14 protein-coding genes and 1 pseudogene are annotated in these 18,880 nt (G+C 69.7%); 11 read left to right on the plus strand and 4 right to left on the minus strand.

All coding sequences use genetic code 11. The annotated features are described in order from the left end of the window. The first annotated feature begins 103 nt into the window (after positions 1-103). A complete protein-coding gene (locus OG734_RS17425) occupies positions 104-1,138 on the plus strand; it encodes a DNA-3-methyladenine glycosylase family protein (RefSeq protein ID WP_330288416.1) in 1,035 nt (344 codons plus the stop codon). Between the two features lie 131 nt (positions 1,139-1,269). On the opposite strand, the gene OG734_RS17430 is transcribed toward OG734_RS17425, so the two are convergent. Continuing rightward, on the minus strand, positions 1,270-2,352 hold the full coding sequence (locus tag OG734_RS17430) for an NDP-sugar synthase (RefSeq protein WP_330288417.1): 1,083 nt from the start codon (positions 2,350-2,352) through the stop codon (positions 1,270-1,272). Between the two features lie 113 nt (positions 2,353-2,465). After that, positions 2,466-3,869 (minus strand): peptidoglycan recognition protein family protein, encoded by a 1,404-nt coding sequence (locus OG734_RS17435; protein ID WP_330288418.1) that lies wholly within the window; start codon positions 3,867-3,869, stop codon positions 2,466-2,468. A gap of 128 nt (positions 3,870-3,997) precedes the next feature. Between OG734_RS17435 and OG734_RS17440 the strand changes: the two genes are divergently transcribed. The 4 genes and pseudogenes from OG734_RS17440 (at position 3,998) to OG734_RS17455 (ending at position 9,039) form a co-directional block, all read left to right on the plus strand. Next, positions 3,998-4,756 (plus strand): TIGR03089 family protein, encoded by a 759-nt coding sequence (locus OG734_RS17440; protein ID WP_330288419.1) that lies wholly within the window; start codon positions 3,998-4,000, stop codon positions 4,754-4,756. A 217-nt stretch (positions 4,757-4,973) separates the two neighbouring features. Continuing rightward, positions 4,974-5,234, plus strand: a pseudogene (locus OG734_RS17445) (LCP family protein); the annotation flags it as partial. A 224-nt stretch (positions 5,235-5,458) separates the two neighbouring features. Then, positions 5,459-7,222 carry an LCP family protein gene (locus OG734_RS17450; RefSeq protein WP_330288420.1) on the plus strand — a complete coding sequence of 588 codons (1,764 nt, stop codon included), beginning with the start codon at positions 5,459-5,461 and terminating at the stop codon, positions 7,220-7,222. A 134-nt stretch (positions 7,223-7,356) separates the two neighbouring features. Then, complete coding sequence (locus OG734_RS17455; RefSeq protein WP_330288421.1) at positions 7,357-9,039, plus strand: LCP family protein; 1,683 nt, start codon at positions 7,357-7,359, stop codon at positions 9,037-9,039. 74 nt (positions 9,040-9,113) lie between these two features. On the opposite strand, the gene OG734_RS17460 is transcribed toward OG734_RS17455, so the two are convergent. Continuing rightward, the gene (locus tag OG734_RS17460) at positions 9,114-10,163 is read right to left on the minus strand and encodes a glycosyltransferase family 2 protein (protein ID WP_330288422.1); all 1,050 of its coding nucleotides are present in this window, start codon (positions 10,161-10,163) and stop codon (positions 9,114-9,116) included. Positions 10,164-10,315: 152 nt separating this feature from the next. On the opposite strand from OG734_RS17460, the gene OG734_RS17465 reads away from it, so the two are divergent. The 3 genes from OG734_RS17465 to OG734_RS17475 all read left to right on the plus strand — a co-directional run bounded on the left by OG734_RS17465 (position 10,316) and on the right by OG734_RS17475 (position 13,426). Continuing rightward, entirely contained in the window at positions 10,316-11,791 is a 1,476-nt protein-coding gene (locus tag OG734_RS17465) for an LCP family protein (protein ID WP_443064869.1), read from the plus strand. Positions 11,792-11,901: 110 nt separating this feature from the next. Next, positions 11,902-13,227: an LCP family protein gene (locus OG734_RS17470; protein WP_330288424.1), complete on the plus strand. Its 1,326-nt coding sequence runs from the start codon at positions 11,902-11,904 to the stop codon at positions 13,225-13,227. 28 nt (positions 13,228-13,255) lie between these two features. Then, complete coding sequence (locus OG734_RS17475; protein WP_330288425.1) at positions 13,256-13,426, plus strand: hypothetical protein; 171 nt, start codon at positions 13,256-13,258, stop codon at positions 13,424-13,426. A 111-nt stretch (positions 13,427-13,537) separates the two neighbouring features. On the opposite strand, the gene OG734_RS17480 is transcribed toward OG734_RS17475, so the two are convergent. Then, entirely contained in the window at positions 13,538-14,695 is a 1,158-nt protein-coding gene (locus tag OG734_RS17480) for an acyl-CoA dehydrogenase family protein (protein ID WP_330288426.1), read from the minus strand. A gap of 244 nt (positions 14,696-14,939) precedes the next feature. Here OG734_RS17480 and OG734_RS17485 point away from each other — a divergent pair, with 244 nt between their 5' ends. From OG734_RS17485 to OG734_RS17495, 3 genes are all read left to right on the plus strand, one after another. Then, the gene (locus OG734_RS17485) at positions 14,940-16,283 is read left to right on the plus strand and encodes a UDP-glucose dehydrogenase family protein (protein ID WP_330288427.1); all 1,344 of its coding nucleotides are present in this window, start codon (positions 14,940-14,942) and stop codon (positions 16,281-16,283) included. 509 nt (positions 16,284-16,792) lie between these two features. After that, on the plus strand, positions 16,793-17,506 hold the full coding sequence (locus OG734_RS17490; RefSeq protein ID WP_330288428.1) for a hypothetical protein: 714 nt from the start codon (positions 16,793-16,795) through the stop codon (positions 17,504-17,506). Continuing rightward, positions 17,503-18,870, plus strand: coding sequence for a copper resistance CopC/CopD family protein (locus OG734_RS17495; protein ID WP_330288429.1), 1,368 nt, complete (start codon positions 17,503-17,505; stop codon positions 18,868-18,870). The genes OG734_RS17490 and OG734_RS17495 overlap by 4 nt, the downstream gene beginning before the upstream one ends. Positions 18,871-18,880 lie beyond the last annotated feature (10 nt).

Raw genomic sequence — 18,880 nt, forward strand, 5'->3', positions numbered from 1 at the left:
CGTCTGGGGGCTTCCTGGACTTCCTGGGCTTCCTCCCCTCGAGGGGTTGTTTTAGAGGGTTCGTTTCTTCTGGCTTTGCTCTTCGCGTGCTAGGAACGGTTTCGTGGCAGGACGGTTCGCTTCCCAGCCTTCCCGGCCCACTCGTACGACCGTGCGGGGTGGGCATGTCGTCGTGCCTGGTGGGGTGCCCCGGCAGGCTGCCGCGCCGGGGCGGACTCGGACCTGGGTGCCCGGTGTGCCGCTCGACCTCGGGCTGGTCCTGGGGCCGTTGCGGCGAGGGCCCGGCGACCCTACGTTCCGGGCGGCGCCGGACGGGTCCGTGTGGCGGACCAGCCGTACGCCTGCCGGGCCGGGGACCTTGCGGGTCGCGCTGCGGGACGGGGTGGTCCTGGGGGAGGCGTGGGGGCCCGGGGCCGAGTGGTTGCTGGAGCAGTTGCCCGAGTTGCTGGGAGCGGCGGACGATCCCGAGGCGTTCGCGCCTCGGCACCGGGTTGTCGCGCTCGCGCGGCATCGGCGGCCGGGGTTGCGGCTGACTCGGACCGGGCTGGTCATGGAGTCGTTGATTCCGTCCGTGCTGGAGCAGAAGGTCACGACCGATGAGGCTTATCGGGCTTGGCGGTTGCTCGTACGGAAGTTCGGGGAGCCTGCGCCGGGGCCCGGAGGTGCGGGTGCGGGTGCTGGTGGGGGCCCAGGGTTGTTTGTTGTGCCTGCGGCTCGGGACTGGGCTCTGATTCCGTCCTGGGAGTGGCATCGGGCCGGGGTCGACAACAAGAGGGCGTCGACGATTCTGCGGGCGGTTCGGGTCGCGGGGCGGCTGGAGGAGGCGGTGACGCTGGATCCGGAGCGGGCGCGGGCTCGGTTGGAGGTGGTTGTCGGGGTCGGGCCTTGGACGTCGGCGGAGGTTGTGCAGCGGAGTCATGGGGCGGCGGATGCGGTGACCGTGGGGGATCTGCATCTGCCGGGGATCGTCGGGTTCGCGCTGGCGGGGGATCGGGATGCGGATGACGACGTGATGTTGTCGTTGCTGGAGCCGTATGCGGGGCAGCGGCATCGGGCGGCTCGGTTGATCCTGCTGAGTGGGCGTACGCCGGGGAGGCGGGGGCCGCGGATGCGCAAGGGGGATATTGGGCGGCTTTGAGGTGGGGGTGTGGTCTTTCGCCCCCGCCGCCCCTACCCGTCCCATCCCGTTCCTGGGGGCTGCGCCCCCAGACCCCCCAACGGCCCTGAAGGTGCCGTCCGGGGCTGCAAAGAGGGCCGGGTGACCCGGCGTCACTGGTCCGACGAGTAGCGGAGCGCGCCCGCTGGGATTTGGGCGTCGCACCACACCCGTACGCCCTCCCTCAGTTCGTTGTCGGCGCCGATGATCGCGTCGTCGCCGATGACAGCGCCGGTCAGGATCGAGCGTTCGCCCACGCGGGCCCTCCTGCCGATCAGGGAGTCGGTGATGACCGCGCCCGGTTCGACGACCGCGCCCGCCAGGATCGTGCTGCCCGAGACGCGTGCGCCCTCCGCCACGTACGCGCCCTCGCCCACCACCGTGCCGCCGGTCAGTTTGGCGTCCGGGGCCACTCGGGCCGAGGGGAGGATCAGTCGGTCGCCGCAGCGGCCGGGGACGGCCGGGGACGGGGCGCGGCCCAGGACCAGGTCCGCCGAGCCGCGTACGAAGGCCGCCGGGGTGCCCAGGTCCAGCCAGTACGTCGAGTCGACCAGGCCTTGCAGGTGTGCGCCGATGGAGAGGAGGTCCGGGAATGTCTCCCGCTCCACCGACACCGGGCGGCCTGCCGGGATCGTGTCGATGACCGAGCGTCGGAAGACGTACGCCCCCGCGTTGATCTGGTCGGTGACGATCTCCTCGGGGGTTTGCGGTTTCTCCAGGAACGCCGTTACCCGGCCCGTTTCGTCCGTGGGGACCAGACCGTAGGCCCTGGGGTCCGTCACCCGGGTCAGGTGGAGCGAGACGTCCGCCGCCGTCGCCTCGTGGGTGCGTACCAGGGCCCTGATGTCCAGGCCCGTGAGGATGTCGCCGTTGAAGATGAGGACCGGGTCGTCGGGGGCGGAGTGCAGGCGTGAGGCGACATTGCGGATCGCGCCGCCCGTGCCCAGCGGTTCGTCCTCGGTCACGTATTCCAGGTGGAGGCCGAGCGAGGAGCCGTCGCCGAAGTGCGGTTCGAAGATCTCAGCCAGGTAGGAGGTCGCCAGGACGATGTGCTCCACCCCCGCCGCTCTCGCTCTCGCCAACTGGTGGGTGAGGAAGGGGACCCCGGCCGCCGGGACCATCGGCTTGGGGGTGTGCACGGTGAGCGGACGCAGCCGGGTTCCCTTGCCGCCGACCAGGAGGATCGCTTCTGTCACCTGTCGTCTCTGCTTCCTGCCGGGACCGACCGAAATGTCCTTCGGTCGGCCAGTGTGTGCAGACCGTTCGTTTTCGTATGCAGAACCGAGCTCCGGTGTCGCGATGCGAGAACTCATCGCCCCTGGTACTTGGCCGCCGCCTTGCGTGCCGTGCCGAGCTTCCCGTAGAGGAGCCGGCCCGGGCACTCGGTGGCGAAGCCGTCCCGGTGGCCGGAGATCACGTTCAGTCGTACGTTCTTTCCCTTTCGGTAGAGATTGCCACCACCCGACTTCAGGTATGTCTTTCCGTTCGGATTGCCCCCGTACAGACCGAGTTTCCAGGCGGTGAGCCGAGCGATCGCGTTCACTGCGGATTGGGACGGCTTGGTGCCGGTGAAGGTTCCGAGCACCGCGATCCCCATGCTGTCGGTGTTGAAGCCGAGCGTGTGTGCGCCCTTCACAGCCTTCGCCACACCCCCGGCGCGGCCCTCGTAGATGTTTCCGCACCGGTCGACGAGGAAGTTGTAGCCGATGTCCCGCCAGCCGTTGCTCAGCACGTGGTAGCGGTAGATACCGCGGATGACGGACGGGACCTGCGAGCACCAGTACTTGTTGCCCGAGGCCGTGTGGTGCACGAAGGCCGCCTTCACCTTCTTCATGTAGACGAAGCCGCGTTCACGCAGCTTCTCGTCGGCGCCCCAGCCGCGACGCGTGACGATCTTCGGGCGTGGGCCGATGTACGGCTTCACCCGTCGCTCCTCCGATCGCGTCCCCGGTCTCCCATCCGGTTGCTTTTCCGCTCGCTGCAGCGTCAGTGCCTCTTCTTCCGTCTGCTGCTGGTTCAGCGCGGGGATCTCGGTGGCACCGAGGGGGGCAAGGTCCGCGTTCGCCGCGGCCGACTCCGCGGACGCGGTGGAGTACTCGGTCTCCGCCGTGCCCATGGCGCGAGTGCGCTGTCGGCCGGATTCCGCGGGTGCCGGGCCCGGGTCCACCAGTTCGAGGCGCAGGCCGGCAGGGAGGGGGGCGCGGGCGTCCAGCGCGCGCTCCTCGCCGTCCGCGCGTACGCGCACCTCCACGCCGTCCGAGTCGCCCACCCACAGCGGTGCGGTGGAGCCGCGGACCCGGCCCGAGGCGCGTTCGGCCGTGTCGGGGTCGGCCGCGTGCTCGTGGTTGTGCGTCTCGACGTCCTGCCAGCCGGACCACTGGCCGCTGCCGGTCTCCCGGGTACGGACCTCGACCCGGCCGTACAACTCGGTGTCCGGGTTGTCCCAGACGACGCCGACGAGCGAGAAGTGCCGTACGTCCGGGCGGTACAGGCCCTGTTCGGCGGCCGAACCGAGGATGCGGTCGCCGGGGCGGGGGGCGAGCGGGAGCGACTGGGTGCTGCCGGGGACGGATGGAGCGGCGGATGCCGCCGTCGCCGGTCTTGCCTCGGCGGGTCTCGCCAGGGCCGAAGCCGGAGTTGTGGGCAGGGTCAACGGAAGCGCCAGGGCGGTTGCGCATACGACGCCGATAGAGGAAGACAGATATCCACGCATGCCCCTGATATTGGACATAGTCATACATATCTGTCCAACGATGAACTGACGAACCGTCTGGCGTGTTGGCCCGAACCGGTGGCTGCGCGGGGCGGTTCGCGTCTGCGACCCGGCGTACCCTTGCGCGGGTGAACGCCACCGACCGCACCCCTGCCGACCTGCTGCGATCCGCGCTCGCCACGGATCCCGCACGCCCCCTGGTGACCTTCTACGACGACGCCACGGGCGAACGTGTCGAATTGTCCGTGGCCACCTTCGCCAATTGGGTGGCCAAGACCGCGAATCTCCTCCAGGGCGAGCTGTCCGCCGAACCCGGTGACCGGGTCGCGCTGCTGCTGCCCGCGCACTGGCAGACGGCGGTGTGGCTGCTGGCGTGTTCGTCGGTGGGTGTCGTCGCGGACATGGCGGGCGAGCCCGGTGCCGCCGACATCGTCGTCAGCGGGCCCGACACGCTGGACGCGGCGCGCGCGTGTTCCGGTGAGCGGATCGCCCTCGCGCTGCGGCCGTTGGGCGGGCGGTTTCCGCAGGCTCCGGCCGGCTTCGCCGACTACGCGGTGGAGGTGCCGGGGCAGGGGGACCGTTTTGTCCCGTACGCGCCCGTCGATCCGGCGGGGGCGGCGCTGATTGTGGCGGGGCGGGAGTTCAGCGGGGCGGAGGTTGTGGAGCTGGCGGGCGCGGATGCGGTCGGGTTGGGGCTTACGGGGCCCGGGTCACGGTTGTTGTCGGGGTTGGGATACGACACGTGGGAGGGCGTGAGTGCGGGGTTGTACTCGCCGCTCGCCACCGGGGGGTCTGTGGTGTTGTGCCGACATCTTGAGCGAGCGTCTGAGGATGTGGTGGCCAGGCGGGTTGAGGATGAGCGGGTTACGGCTACGCGGCGCGGGTAGGGAGTCGTTTTCCCGGCTGCGGGCCTGTCGGGGCGTGCCGCACCCCTGGGTGCGTCGCCTCGCCCGGCGTTCAGTCGTTCAGCCCAGCAGCGGGCGCCCTCGCCTCCCCGCCGAGTCATGGTCGTAGAGCACGTACCCGCCATGGAGGGTCAGGCCTCGGCAACGGGAGCGACACCGCGCGGGTGGACCAGACGTCCTGCCGCGACCTCCTCGCTGTTTGGTGCGCGGTATGCGCGACATCCCTACGGAACGTGTGCGATTCCTGACCGTTCCGCGGGAGTCGTACGCCTACGACGTCAATCGTGACCAGCTTGCCGAACCAGATGTCGGGCGGTTGTTCGAGCGATTGCGAACGGACACGCCGGTCACCGTCACGGAGGAAATCCCGGTTCGCAGCGATTCCGTCACCCCGCCCGCGGAACCCGTCCCCGTACCCACTTTTCGCGGAAACACGGCCGCCCGGAGCGTCTGCGGGTAAAGCGCTTGCCAAGTCGGCGAACCTTAGTTCAAGAAAATGGGTGGATTGCCCAGTTGTAGGGGCGTGGAATTTGTCACCGTCGTCGCTTGACGCCCAATGGGACGGATAGTGTGAGCGATCCGGTGCGTCAGGACACGTGTCGTGTGCACACCGGTAGACCGAGACCCGAGCGCCTTTGGAGGGGGAAAGGCGCCGCGTGGCCCCGACGGAGGATGCAGACAACCGTGGACGCGCAAGGCCGTGGGCGGGCGGACGACATCGACCCCGCAGACCAGTGGGTGCTCAACCCGAGCACCGGCGAATACGAACTGCGACTGACTCCCTCCGCACCGCAATCAGCGGTCCCGGGACCTCGTCGAGCTGCCCCCGCCAACGCGGGTGCGGGACGCGGGCGTTCGGCGGCACCGGAGCGGGAGCACGAGCGAGAGACGCACGGCGTGCCAGGCACGCCCGCGCAGGTGCCGCCGCCGAGACGGCGTCGCGGTGTGCCCGAGGAGCCGCTGCCCGGGCGGCGCCGCTCGCGGGCGCCGGAGAAGAAGAAGTCGAAGGCCAAGAAGATACTGCTCTGGACGGGCGGGACCATGGCCTTCGTCATGGTGGCCGCCGCCACGGGTGGCTACTTCTACCTCAAGCACCTTGAGGGCAACGTCCAGACGACGGACGTCGGTACGGCGGGCAAGTCCGGCTTCAGCAAGGACGAGGCCTTCAACATCCTCATCATCGGCACGGACAAGCGCACCGGTGCGGGCAACGAGGCCTACGGCGACGCGGGCAGCGTCGGGCACGCGGACACGACGATCCTGCTGCATGTCTCCAAGGACCGGACGAACGCGACCGCGCTGAGCATTCCGCGTGACCTGATCGTCGACGTCCCGGACTGTCCGACCAAGCTGGCGGACGGGACCGAGAAGATCATCACCGGTACCCAGAACGTCCGCTTCAACACCAGCCTCGGGCAGGACGAGCGCGACCCGGGCTGCACCATGCGCACGGTGAAGGAGGTCACGGGTATCTCGCCGGACCACTTCATGATGGCCGACTTCAACGCCGTGAAGACGTTGACGACGGCGGTCGGCGGGGTCGAGGTCTGCGTGACCAAGGCCGTCAACGACAAGGAGTCGAAGCTGAAGCTGCCCGCCGGTAAGTCGACGGTCGAGGGAGAGCGGGCGCTCGCCTTCGTCCGTACGCGGCACAGCTTCGGCAACCAGGGCGACCTGGACCGGATCAAGGTGCAGCAGCAGTTCCTCAGCTCGCTGATGCGCAAGATGGCCTCCAGCGACACCCTGACCAACCCGGCCAAGTTGCTGAAGCTCGCCGAGGCGGCCACCAAGGCGCTGACCGTGGACACCGGTATCGGCAATGTCTCCACGCTCAAGGACGTGGCGCTGGAGCTGAAGAAGGTGCCGACGAAGAACATCACCTTCATGACCGTGCCGGTCACAGACAACCCGGCGGACGGCGTCGTCCGCAAGACAGTGATCGTCGACCAGACCACGGGTCCCGAGGTGTTCAACGCGATCGCGAACGACGTGTCGTTCACCGCGGTCAAGCAGCAGAAGGCGAAGGAGGCGGCTGCCGTCACCGCCCGCCTCAAGGGCACCCAGTCCGCCGCCTCCGAGGTGCGGGTGCGGATCATGAACGGCGGCGCCCCCGGAGGCTCCGCACAGGCGGTTCTCAACTACCTGCAGAATGATGAGGGCGTGACCAAGTCCGAGAACGCGGGCAACGCTCCGGCGGAGCTCGCGAAGACGACGCTGGAGTATGCGCCCGACCAGGCCGACCAGGCCCGGAAGCTGGCCGCCATCATGGGGCTGTCCGGTTCGGCCATGAAGCCCGGCAAGAGCGTGACGAACTCCCAGGGGCTGCCCACCATGACGCTGACCCTGGGCAAGGACTTCAAGGAGGCCGGCGTCTCGCTCACCGCGCCGGCGAAGGCACCGACCGTGCAGGGACAGTCCACGGCGGACAAGGCGCAGTGCGCCAGCTGAGCACACCCTCTGACTGATGGGTGTCTGCGCCAGATGTTTTTGGTGCGCCGATTGACCTGACAGGCCTGCCTTGCGTCTTACGGGACGCAAGGCAGGCCTGTTCGACGGCGGCGCAAGGGTGGGGAGGCAGGGGAATGACACAGAGCAGTGTGCACGGGGAGGGGACGCGACCAGGCGTCCGGCCTGCTCGGGTTCCGGGGCAGAGAGACCGTTCGCGCGAGCAGGGGGGCGACGCCGGGGACGGGAGCGGGGACGGCACGGCCGGCGACGGCAGCAGCGGCGCTGCTCCGGGGGGAAGCGGGCAGCGGGCCGGCAGGCGCAAGATGCTGCGCTGGTCGGCGGCGACCCTCTCCGTGCTGATACTCGGCACGGCCGGTGTCGGATACCTGTACTACGAGCACCTGAACAGCAACATCCAGAAGGGCAAGCGCAGCAGCGGCGACTCCAAGGCGCAGAAGACCGAGCCGAACGCGGCCGGGCAGACTCCGCTGAACATCCTGCTGATCGGCTCGGACAGCCGTGGCTCCGACGCCAACGTGTCCCTGGGCGGCGACAAGGCGAACCGCGGCAACCCGCCGCTGGGCGACGTCCAGATGCTGGTCCACGTCTCCGCCGACCGCAAGAGCGCGGCCGTGGTGAGCATTCCGCGCGACACCCGCGTCGACATACCCAAGTGCACGGACCCCGACACCGGTGAGAAGTTCGCGGCGACCAACCAGATCATCAACACCTCGCTGGCCCGGGGCGGCGCCGGCTGCACGCTCGCCACCTGGCAGAACCTCACCGGGGTCTATATCGACCACTGGATGACGATCGACTTCGCGGGCGTGGTGAAGATGGCCGACGCCATCGGCGGTGTCGAGGTCTGTGTGAAGCAGAACGTGTGGGACCACCCGCTGCCCAACGTGTCCGGCGGCTCCGGGCTCAAGCTCACGGCCGGCAAGCACAAGGTCCAGGGCAAGGAGGCGCTGCAGTGGCTGCGTACCCGGCATGCCTTCTACAGCGACCTGGGGCGTGCCAAGGCCCAGCACATGTACATGAACTCGATGATCCGCACGCTGAAGGGGCAGAACGTCTTCACGGACGCCGGGCGGCTGACCGGTCTGGCCGAGGCGGCCACCAAGTCCCTGACGGTGTCCGAGGAGCTCGGCACGGTCAAGGAGCTGTACGACCTGGGCATGCAGCTCAAGTCGGTACCGACCGACCGCATCACGATGACGACGATGCCGACCGTCGTGGACCCCCAGAACGAGAACCATCTGGTGCCGGCCGACACCGACGCCGAGACGATGTGGACGATGCTCCGCGACGACATCGCCTTCGACGACAAGGGCGGCGCCGCGGCGGCGAAGTCCCCGAAGGCGGCGGCCTCGGCGACGGCTTCGACGGACCCGGCGGCCGATCCCGGAAAGATCGGCGTGCTCGTGCAGAACGGCACCCGGACGGCCACACTCGCCGCGGTCGGCCGCCGGGCGACCGCGATCAGCGAGGTCCTCTCGGGCAAGGGCTTCACGAACGCGGCGGCGGACACCTCCGGATCGCTGTCCGTGGACAGGACGGTCGTGAGCTACCCGAGCGCGGACCTGGCGGGCGATGCCCAGCTCGTCGCCAAGTCCCTTGGAATTCCGGCGAGTTCGGTGAAGAAGTCGACGGATGTCTCCGGGGTGACGGTGACCGTGGGCGCCGACTGGCGTGAGGGCACGGCGTATCCGAAGCAGACCGCGCCGAAGGCCGGTCAACTGCCCGACACCGCCGACAAGGTGGTCGGTTCGGACACCGGCGCGTGCATGGAGGTGTACTCGCCCTATCGCTGGTGAACGACTGCGCGCATACGAGTCGGGGGTCTGCCGTCAGTGACCGACGGCAGACCCCCGACTCGTTGTCGTATCGTTCAGGCCGCGTTCGCGCCGTCCAGGACCGCCGGCCGGCGGGCCGCGATCACCTTCCTGGCAAGCGACTTGGGGCTCGTCAAAAAGCCCCAGCCCCAGCACATGTGCATGGTGGCGAGGGCTACGGGGATCTGCAGCCGGGCCTTCAGTGAGAGTCCCTTGCCCGCCGGGACCGAGCCCGCCGCGATCGCCGCGAGGTAGCCGCCGGGCACCAGGAGGGCCCACGGGGTCAGTACGGCGCCCAGCAGCACGCCCGCCGCTATCGCGACCACGGCGGTGGGCGGCGCGAGATAGCGCAGGTTGATGGAACCCTCGTGGTAGCGGGCGACGACATGGCGCCAGCGGCCGTAGTCCTTGTACTGCTTGGCCAGCGCGCGCACGGAGGGCCTCGGCCGGTACGACACCCGCAGCTCGGGCGAGAACCAGATGAGGCCGCCCGCCTCCCGGATCCGGAAGTTCAGCTCCCAGTCCTGGGCGCGGACGAACTCCACGTTGTAGCCGCCCTGTTGCTCGAGAGCGGCGCGTCGGAAGACGCCCAGGTACACGGTCTCGGCGGGTCCGGCCACGCCCCCCGTGTGGAAGGCGGCGTTGCCGACGCCGATCTTCGAGGTCATCGCGGCGGCCACCGCGTGCTCCCAGGCGTTCTCGCCCTCGGCGTGCATGATCCCGCCGACGTTCTGCGCGCCGGTCTCGTCGAGGAGACGTACGGCGGTCGCGATGTAGTCGGGCGAGAGCATGCCGTGTCCGTCGACGCGCACGACGACGGGGTGGCGGGAGGCCTTGATCGCGGCGTTCAGCGCGGCGGGCGTACGGCCGGTCGGGTTGGGGACCGTTTGAACGCGTTTGCTTGTACCGGCCGTTTCACGTACCAGCTCGGCGGCGATCTCGTCCGTGCGGTCCGTGGAGGGACCGAGGGCGATGACGACCTCCATCTCGCCGTCGTACTCCTGGGCGAGGATCGCTTGGACGGCTCCGCGCAGATGCCGCTCCTCGTCGAGGACGGGCATGATCACGGACACGGCGGGCAGCTGCACGTCGGGCTTGGCGTTCATAGGGGGCTCACGTTACCGCGAACGGGGGACACCGACGCGCGCCGCCCGCGCCCTGACCCGGGCCGCAGATCGTATGGGCCTACGGTGCTCGCGGATCCCACGTTCGGCCCCCTCCCCCCTCCCCCGGCCTGCCTTCGCGGAGGTGTTCCCCCATGCCCGCATCCCCCGCATCCCCCCGCTCCCCCGGTTCCCCGCAGCGCCGGCCACGGCCGTCGTCCGGGCGCCCGCGTCCCCCCGTACGGCGGAAAAAGCCACGCTGGGCCATGCGGGCGGTGACGACGCTGTCCGTCGTGGTGCTCGCCGCGGCCGGGATCGGTCACGCGGTGGTCTCCAGCCTCGATGCCGACATCGCCCGCGTCGACCCCTTCAAGGACATGAAGAACCGTCCGCGGGCCGGTCACGGCATGAACGTGCTGCTGGTCGGCACGGACGGCCGGGGCGGGGTCAGTGAGGCCGAGCGGCGCCGCTACCGGCTCGGCGGCGCGCCCTGCCACTGCACCGACACGATGATGATCATGCACATCTCGGAGGACCGGGAACGGGCGAGTGTCGTCAGCCTGCCGCGCGACTCGTACGCCCAGACGCCCCCGCACACCGACCGGACCACCGGGCACCGGCACGGCGGACACGTCCTCAAGCTGAACGCGGCGTACGCGGAGGGCGGCCCGAACCTCACCGTGCGGACGGTGGAGCACATGACGCACGTGAAGATCGACCACTACCTGGAGATCGACTTCATGAGCTTCATGAAGACGGTGGATGTGCTGGGAGGAGTCGAGATCTGTACGCCGAAGCCGCTGAAGGACTCCTACACAGGGCTGGATCTCGCCGCCGGGACGCATGAACTGAGCGGCGGGGAGGCGTTGCAGTACGTGCGTTCACGGCACGCCGACGGGTCCTCCGACCTCGGGCGGATGCAGCGCCAGCAGCGGTTCATGGCGGCGCTCATGGCACAGTCCACGTCGTCCGGGGTGCTGCTGAACCCGATGAAGTTCCGGGACATCACCCGGGCGGTGCTCGGGTCGGTGCGGGCGGACAAGGAGTTCGGTACGGGTGAGCTGCTGGACCTCGGGCGGGCCATGCGGAACTTCTCTCCGGCGTCGTCCGAGTTCACGACCGTGCCGATCGGGCGGATGGGGTACGCCGTGAAGGGCATCGGTTCGACGTTGAAGTGGGACGCGGCGAAGGCGGGGCGGCTGTTCCGGGCGCTGCGGGAGGACGAGCCGCTCGCGGTGCGGAAGGGCGGGGGCGGCAGTAAGGGGGGTGGTGCGCCGGTGCGGGTCGAGGTGGCGCCGCAGCAGATTCGGGTGCAGGTGGAGAACGGGACGCTGACCGCCGGGCTGGGGCGGAAGGTGGACCGGGCGCTGGCCGCGACCGGGTTCCGGACCACGCGGGTGCCGGTGAACGCACGGGACCGGGGGGCGGGGCGGACGGTGATCGCGCACGACCCCCGCTGGGACCGGTCCGCGAAGTCGCTGGCTGCCGCGTTGCCGGGGAGTTCGTTGCGGGTGGTGCGGGGACAGGGGCCGGTGCTGAAGGTGGTTGTCGGGGCGGACTACCAGGGGGTGCGGAAGGTTCGGGCCGGGGAGTTCGGGGCGAGTACGGGGGACCAGGTGGAGTGCGGGTGAGACGCCAGGGGCGTACACGTGGGCGATTTGTGTCAGCTTCGCAACAGCAGTGCTCCTAATTTCCTTCGACCCTTGTAAAGGGTATGGCCCGGCACTGCACACTGGTCCGCATGAACGATTGGCCCGACGCGTGGTCCGACGACAACCGCAACAACCGGTACGGACGCGGCAGCGCGAACGCACAGCCCGAGGGTGCGCGCGCGATGCGGCAGGTCCAGCGCGGCCAAGCCGGCCAGTACGGCCAGAATCCGGCCGCCCCTCCCTACGGCGGCGGGATCCCGCAGCAGCAGCCGTACGCCGGTGATCAGGGCCAGGGGCAGGACCCGTACGGCAACGGCTTCGACAGCGGGTACAACACCGGCCAGGTCTACGGCGGCGCGCCGGACGCCGGTGGCCAGGGTGGCGGGCCGGGCGGGCCCGGTGCCATGGCGAGCAGTCGTGGTGCGCGCCCTGCCCCGAACTGGCGCAAGCGGATCAAGTGGACCGCGATCACCGTGGTCACGCTGCTGGTCGTGGTGTCCGTCGGTACGTACTTCTGGGCCGACTCCAAGCTGAACCGCCAGGTCGACCTGTCCAAGGTCATCGACCGGCCGGACGGCGGCAAGGGCACCAACTATCTGATCGTCGGCTCCGACAGCCGTGCGGGCATGTCCGCCGAGGAGAAGAAGGCGCTCCACACCGGATCCGCCGAGGGCAAGCGCACCGACTCGATGATGATCCTGCACACCGGCGACAACGGCCCGACGCTGATCTCCCTCCCCCGCGACTCGGACGTGGAGATCCCGACGTTCGTCGGCTCCGAGTCCGGCAAGACGTACAAGGGCACGGGCAAGCACACGAAGCTGAACGCGGCGTACGCGACGGACGGGCCCGAGCTGCTCGTCCGTACCGTCGAGTTCAACACCGGCCTGCGCATCGACCACTATGTGGAGATCGGCTTCGCCGGCTTCGCGAACATCGTGGACGCGGTCGGCGGCGTGGACCTCACCATCCCCAAGGGCGGGATGAAGGACACGAAGTCCGGCGCGAACTTCTCGGCGGGCGAGCAGACCCTCAACGGCCAGCAGGCCCTGGCCTTCGTCCGTACCCGCTACGCCCTCGCGGGCAGCGACCTCGACCGTACGAAGAACCAGCAGAAGTTCCTCGCGGCGCTGGCGAGCCAGACCGCGACGCCGGGCACGATCCTGAACCCCTTCAAGCTCTACCCGACGATGAGCGCGGGCCTCGACACTCTGATCGTCGACAAGGACATGGGTCTGTTCGACCTGGGCGACATGTTCTGGGCGATGAAGGGCGTCACGGGCGGCGACGGCAAGTCCATGAACATGCCGATCTCGGGCTCGACCGGCGGCAACCTCGTCTGGGACAAGACGAAGGTGAAGAAGCTGGTGGACGAGTTGAAGAACGACGAGACGGTCACGGTCACGGGCAACTGAGCACAGCTACCGGATTCCGGTCCCCGTCATGAACAGCCGCGCGTTCGTCATGGTCCTCACGCTCGTCGCCGTGCTCCTGCTGATCGGCGGCGGCGTGACGTTCCTGGCCGGCGGGATCCACGACCGGGGGACGGCACTCCTGCTGGCCGGAGGCGGCTTCGGGCTCCTCTGCCTCGCCCAGGCCGCGCCCAAGCTGTGAGAGCGCCGGACAGCCGCCGCTGAGCCCTTGTGCGGCTCCCTCGTACAGCATGAAACACGTTCGCCCCTGCCCGACGGGCAGGGGCGAACGTGTACTGGCAGCCTGTCCCGCTTACGGCAGGTTGCGGGCCATCACGATCCGCTGGACCTGGTTCGTACCCTCGTAGATTTGTGTGATTTTCGCATCGCGCATCATGCGCTCCACCGGGTAGTCGCGGGTGTAGCCGTAGCCGCCCAGCAGCTGGACCGCGTCCGTGGTGACCTCCATCGCCACGTCCGACGCGAAGCACTTCGCCGCCGCGCCCTGGAAGGTGAGGTCGCTGTCGAGGCGTTCCGAGGCGGCCGCGGCCTGGTAGGTCAGGGCGCGGGCGGCGGCGATCTTCATCGCCATGTCGGCGAGCATGAACTGTATGCCCTGGAAGTCGGCGATCGGCTTGCCGAACTGCTTGCGCTCCCTGACGTACCCCTTGGCGTAGTCGAGGGCGCCCTGCGCGATGCCGAGTGCCTGCGCGGCGATCGTGATGCGGGTGTGGTCCAGGGTCTTCATCGCGGTGGCGAAGCCGGTGCCCTCGTCGCCGATCATGCGGTCGGCCGGGATGCGCACGTTGTCGAGGTAGACCTCGCGGGTCGGGCTGCCCTTGATGCCGAGCTTCTTCTCCGGGGCGCCGAAGGAGACGCCCTCGTCGGACTTCTCGACGACGAACGCCGAGATGCCCTTGCTGCGCTTGGTGGGGTCGGTCACGGCCAGCACCGTGTAGTACTCGGACTCGCCCGCGTTGGTGATCCAGCGCTTCACGCCGTTGAGGACCCAGAAGTCGCCGTCGCGGACCGCCTTCGTCTTCATGCCGGCCGCGTCCGAGCCCGCGTCGGGCTCCGAGAGGCAGTACGAGAACATGCCGTCGCCCTTGGCGAGCGGCGTCATGTACTTCTTCTTCAGCTCCTCCGAGCCGGACAGGATCACCGGGAGGGAGCCGAGCTTGTTCACCGCCGGGATCAGGGACGAGGAGGCGCACACCCGCGCCACCTCCTCGATCACGATCACCGTCGCCAGCGCGTCCGCGCCCGCGCCGCCGTACGACTCGGGTACGTGCACGGCGTGCAGGTCGGCGGTGACCAGCGCGTCGTGGGCCTCCTGGGGGAAGCGGGCTTCCTCGTCCACCACGGCGGCGTACGGCAAGATCTTCGCCTCGGCCAGGGAGCGGATCGCGTCACGGAGCATGTCGTGCTCCTCGGACGGGCGGTACAGGTCGAAATCAGCCGATCCGGCCAAGGTCTCTCACGCTCCAAAGACGCTGTGTGACTGAGGCTAACTACCGTTAAGTAACCCAAATTTTAAGGGCCCGCCCACCGGACTGATACGTGACCTTGGCGACAAGGGAGAACCGGAGGAGGAACTTGGAGGAGGAACTGGAGGGGATCTGCCCGGTGAAGGGCCCTGAAACGCCCCGACTATGCTCGCCATCGCACGTACGACCACCCCCAGACCGCACCCGAAGTCATACCCAGGAGCACCCATGGCTCTCAAGATCACCGTGATCGGCACCGGATATCTCGGCGCCACCCACGCCGCCGCCATGGCAGAACTGGGTTTCGAGGTGCTGGGCCTCGATGTCGTCGAGGAGAAGATCGACCTGTTGCGGCGCGCGCAGGCCCCGATGTACGAGCCCGGGCTCGAAGAGCTGCTGCGCAAGCATGTCGTGGGGATCGAGGGGTCCACCGGGCGACTGCGCTTCACCATGGACTGGGCCGAGGTCGCCGCCTTCGGTGACATCCACTTCGTCTGTGTGAACACCCCGCAGAAGCACGGCGAGTACGCCTCTGACATGTCGTACGTCGACGCCGCGATCGAGTCCCTCGCCCCGCACCTCACCGCCCCCGCCCTCGTCGTCGGCAAGTCGACCGTGCCTGTGGGCTCGGCGGACCGGCTCGCCCGGACGATCGCCGGCCTGGCGCCCGTCGGTGCGGAAGCCGAGCTGGCCTGGAACCCGGAGTTCCTGCGCGAGGGCTTCGCCGTCCAGGACACGCTGCACCCGGACCGGCTCGTGGTCGGCGTACGGAGCGAGCGGGCCGAGAAGCTGCTGCGCGAGGTGTACGCCACACCGATCGAGGAGGGGACGCCGTTCGTCGTCACCGACTTCCCGACCGCCGAGCTGGTGAAGACCTCCGCGAACTCCTTCCTGGCCACCAAGATCTCGTTCATCAACGCCATGGCCGAGGTCTGCGAGGCGGCCGACGGGGATGTCGCGAAGCTGGCGGAGGCGATCGGGTACGACGACCGGATCGGCAAGAAGTTCCTGCGGGCCGGGATCGGATTCGGGGGCGGCTGTCTGCCCAAGGACATCCGGGCGTTCATGGCGCGCGCGGGTGAACTGGGCGCGGACCAGGCGCTGACCTTCCTGCGCGAGATCGACTCGATCAACATGCGCCAGCGCGGTCAGATGGTGGAGCTGGCCCGGCAGTCGCTGGGCGGCGGCCCGTTCCTGGGGAAGCGGGTCGCGGTGCTCGGCGCCACCTTCAAGCCCGACTCGGACGACGTCCGCGACTCGCCGGCCCTCAACGTCGCCGGGCAGATCCACCTCCAGGGCGGCCAGGTGACGGTCTACGACCCGAAGGGCATGGCCAACGCCCGCAGGCTCTTCCCGACGCTCGTGTACGCCGACACGGCCCTGGAGGCGGTTCGGGGCGCCGATGCCGTGCTCCACCTGACGGAGTGGCGGGAGTTCCGCGAGCTGGACCCGGCGGTACTGGGCGAGGCGGTGGCCCACCGGCTCGTCCTGGACGGGCGCAACGCCCTCGACCCGGAGGTGTGGCGGAAGGCCGGGTGGACCTACCGTGCGATGGGGCGCCCCACGGCCTGACGGTCGCTGAGCGCGTCGGGCTCTTCGGGTCGCGCGAAATTCGGAACTTCGCCGAAATTCCCAACGGTTGGTTAATTCCGGTGCGGTCGCATGCGGCGATATACGGTCGTATACCGAGAGGCCGCGATAAACCCGGCGCCCGGACGCGGTGGGAAATCCGTGCCGAGGCCCGCCGGGCTCCGTCACGTGCGGTCCGCCGGGGGACGGCCCGCCCGGAGCCGGGGGCGACAGCCCTAAGGGGCGGCATATGCCGCCTCCCCAGAATCCCCAGAACTGGTTCGAATTCCATTCGAGCGATGTGTGGGAATTGCTGCACATCGGCACGAATTCTCCACAGTCGCATTGCGCGTATTAAGAGCGTTCTGGACCCATCTCACAGCGGGGGTACCCCCGAAAGAGAGGTGGGCAACAGGCAGTTAACTGGCGCGTAGCCACGCGGAATCCACACCGCCCTCCAATGGTCCGCATTCACCGACCGGAATGACCGGACCATGCCAGGGAGAGTAATCATGCCCCTGTTCCGCAGGGCGAATTGGCCGAGGGACCATCGTGACGAGTTCGTCGCGGGGGCTCTCGTCGGGGCGGTGGTGATCGTGCTCGGCTACGCGTCGGGCATCGGCGCCTCCACCACCCCCGGCGCCGCCGAGGCCGCCGCTCCCCCGCCGTCGTCACCCGCGGCCACGGCACCCCCGAACACCACCCCGGGCGACTCCGGCGTCCAGCTGCCGGGCAGCGGAATGGGTGGCGACACCAGCGGCTGGACGGGCCAAGTACCGGTGGGCACCGGGGAGTTGCCGGTGTACGGCGACACGGGCACCGGCTCCGGAACCGGCACCGCGGGTCACCCGGGCCATGCCGGGCACGGCACCTCCCCGACGACCCCGCCGCCCACCCTGCCTCCCGGCACCTCTCCCGCCCCCGCTCCCTCCCCTTCCCCCACCCCCTCCGACTCCGGGCCGCCCACCGACGACGGCGCCTGCGCCGACGGTGAGGTACGGCTCGTGGCGCCGCTCCTCACCGGTATCACCCAGCCCCTGTTCGGCCTCCTCAACGGCACGGACGACAGCGGCACGGACAGCACCGGTACGGACGACGACGAGACCCCCGAGCCGACGGTCTCCCCGTGCGTCGGGCTCGCCCCTCTCTCCACCCTGCTCGGCGGCTCCGCTTCCTCCCCCTCCCCCGCCCCCTCCGGGTCCCCGCTGCCGGAGGCCACCCCGTGACCCGCGGCCGCACTCTCCGCGTCCTCTTCCCGCTCCTCCTCGGCGCCCTCCTCTACGGCCTGGTCGGCGCTCCACCGGCCGCGGCCCACACCGAACTCGTCAGCTCCGCCCCGAAGGACGGCGCGCGCCTCGCCAAGACTCCCGACCAGCTCGTCCTCACCTTCGACGAACCCGTCGACCTCACCGACGTCCGCGCCATGACGCTCGACGGTGACCGGCTCCCCGTGACCCGCGCACCGCACGCCGGCACCGACTCCGTGCGCATCGCCACCGGTGGACCGGCGAACGGCACGCTCTCCGTCGTCTGGTCCGTCGTCGACATGGAGGACGGCCACGCCTCCTCCGGCCGGCTCACCTTCACCATCGGCCCGACGGCGAGCACCGCGGCCGCCCAAGGCGCCCAGAGTCCCCGGGGCACCCAGGACCGCGGCGACGAGGCCGCCGCCCCTTCCCCTTCGCCCCTGGTGCGGAAGGGCCTCGTCGCCGCTCGCTGGGCCGGGTATCTCGCGCTGGCCGTGTTCGTCGGCGGGCTCGCCTTCATCACGCTGCTGTGGCCGCGCGGCGCGGAGGTGACCCGGGCGCGGGCGCTGCTCGCGGCGGCCTGGGTGTGCGGACTGCTGTCGACGGTCGCGGGCATCGGGCTCCAGGGCGCGTATGTCTCCTTCGGCGGTCTGCGGGACGCGCTGCGCCCGGCCTCGTACACCGAGGTGCTCACCACCGAGCCCGGTGTCGCGCTCGCCGCGCGCGGGCTGCTGTGGGTGCTCGCGGCTGTGGTGCTGAGCGCGCTGCTGCAGGGCGGGGCCCTTACCTCGCGCTCGCCCGGCTGGCGCGTGGGCGCCCTCGCGGTGACTCTCGGGCTGCTGCGGTCGACCGGTATACGAGGGCACAACTCCGAGGGCAGCGAGCCGACTTGGGGTGCTGTCGCCGACCTCGTCCATCTGCTCGGGGCAGCCCTGTGGATCGGCGGCCTGGTGATGCTGACGGTGGCCGTGCTGCCGCGGCGCCGGCCCGTCGAGCTGGCCTCGGTGGTGCCCGGTTACTCGCGGCTCGCCGCCGTCTCGGTCGCCGCGATCGCCGGCGCCGGGCTGGTGCTCGCCTGGCAGGTCGTGGGGTCGTACGACGCCCTGCTGCACACCTCGTACGGGCAGTTGCTGCTGGTCAAGGCTGCCGTGCTCGGGGGCGTTCTGGTGGCCGCGCAGTGCAGTCGCCAGTGGGTACGCACCCGCCTCGATCTCGCCGTGCTGCTGCGCGGCGACGCCGCCACCGTGCGGCCCTTCGGTTACTCGGTCGCGGCCGAGACGGGGCTCGTCCTCGTCGTACTCGCCGTGACGAGTCTGTTGGTCACTGCCGATCCCGGCCAGTGAACTCCCCCTG

Origin of the sequence: Streptomyces sp. NBC_00576, from assembly GCF_036345175.1 — a bacterium.
GTDB lineage: Bacteria > Actinomycetota > Actinomycetes > Streptomycetales > Streptomycetaceae > Streptomyces.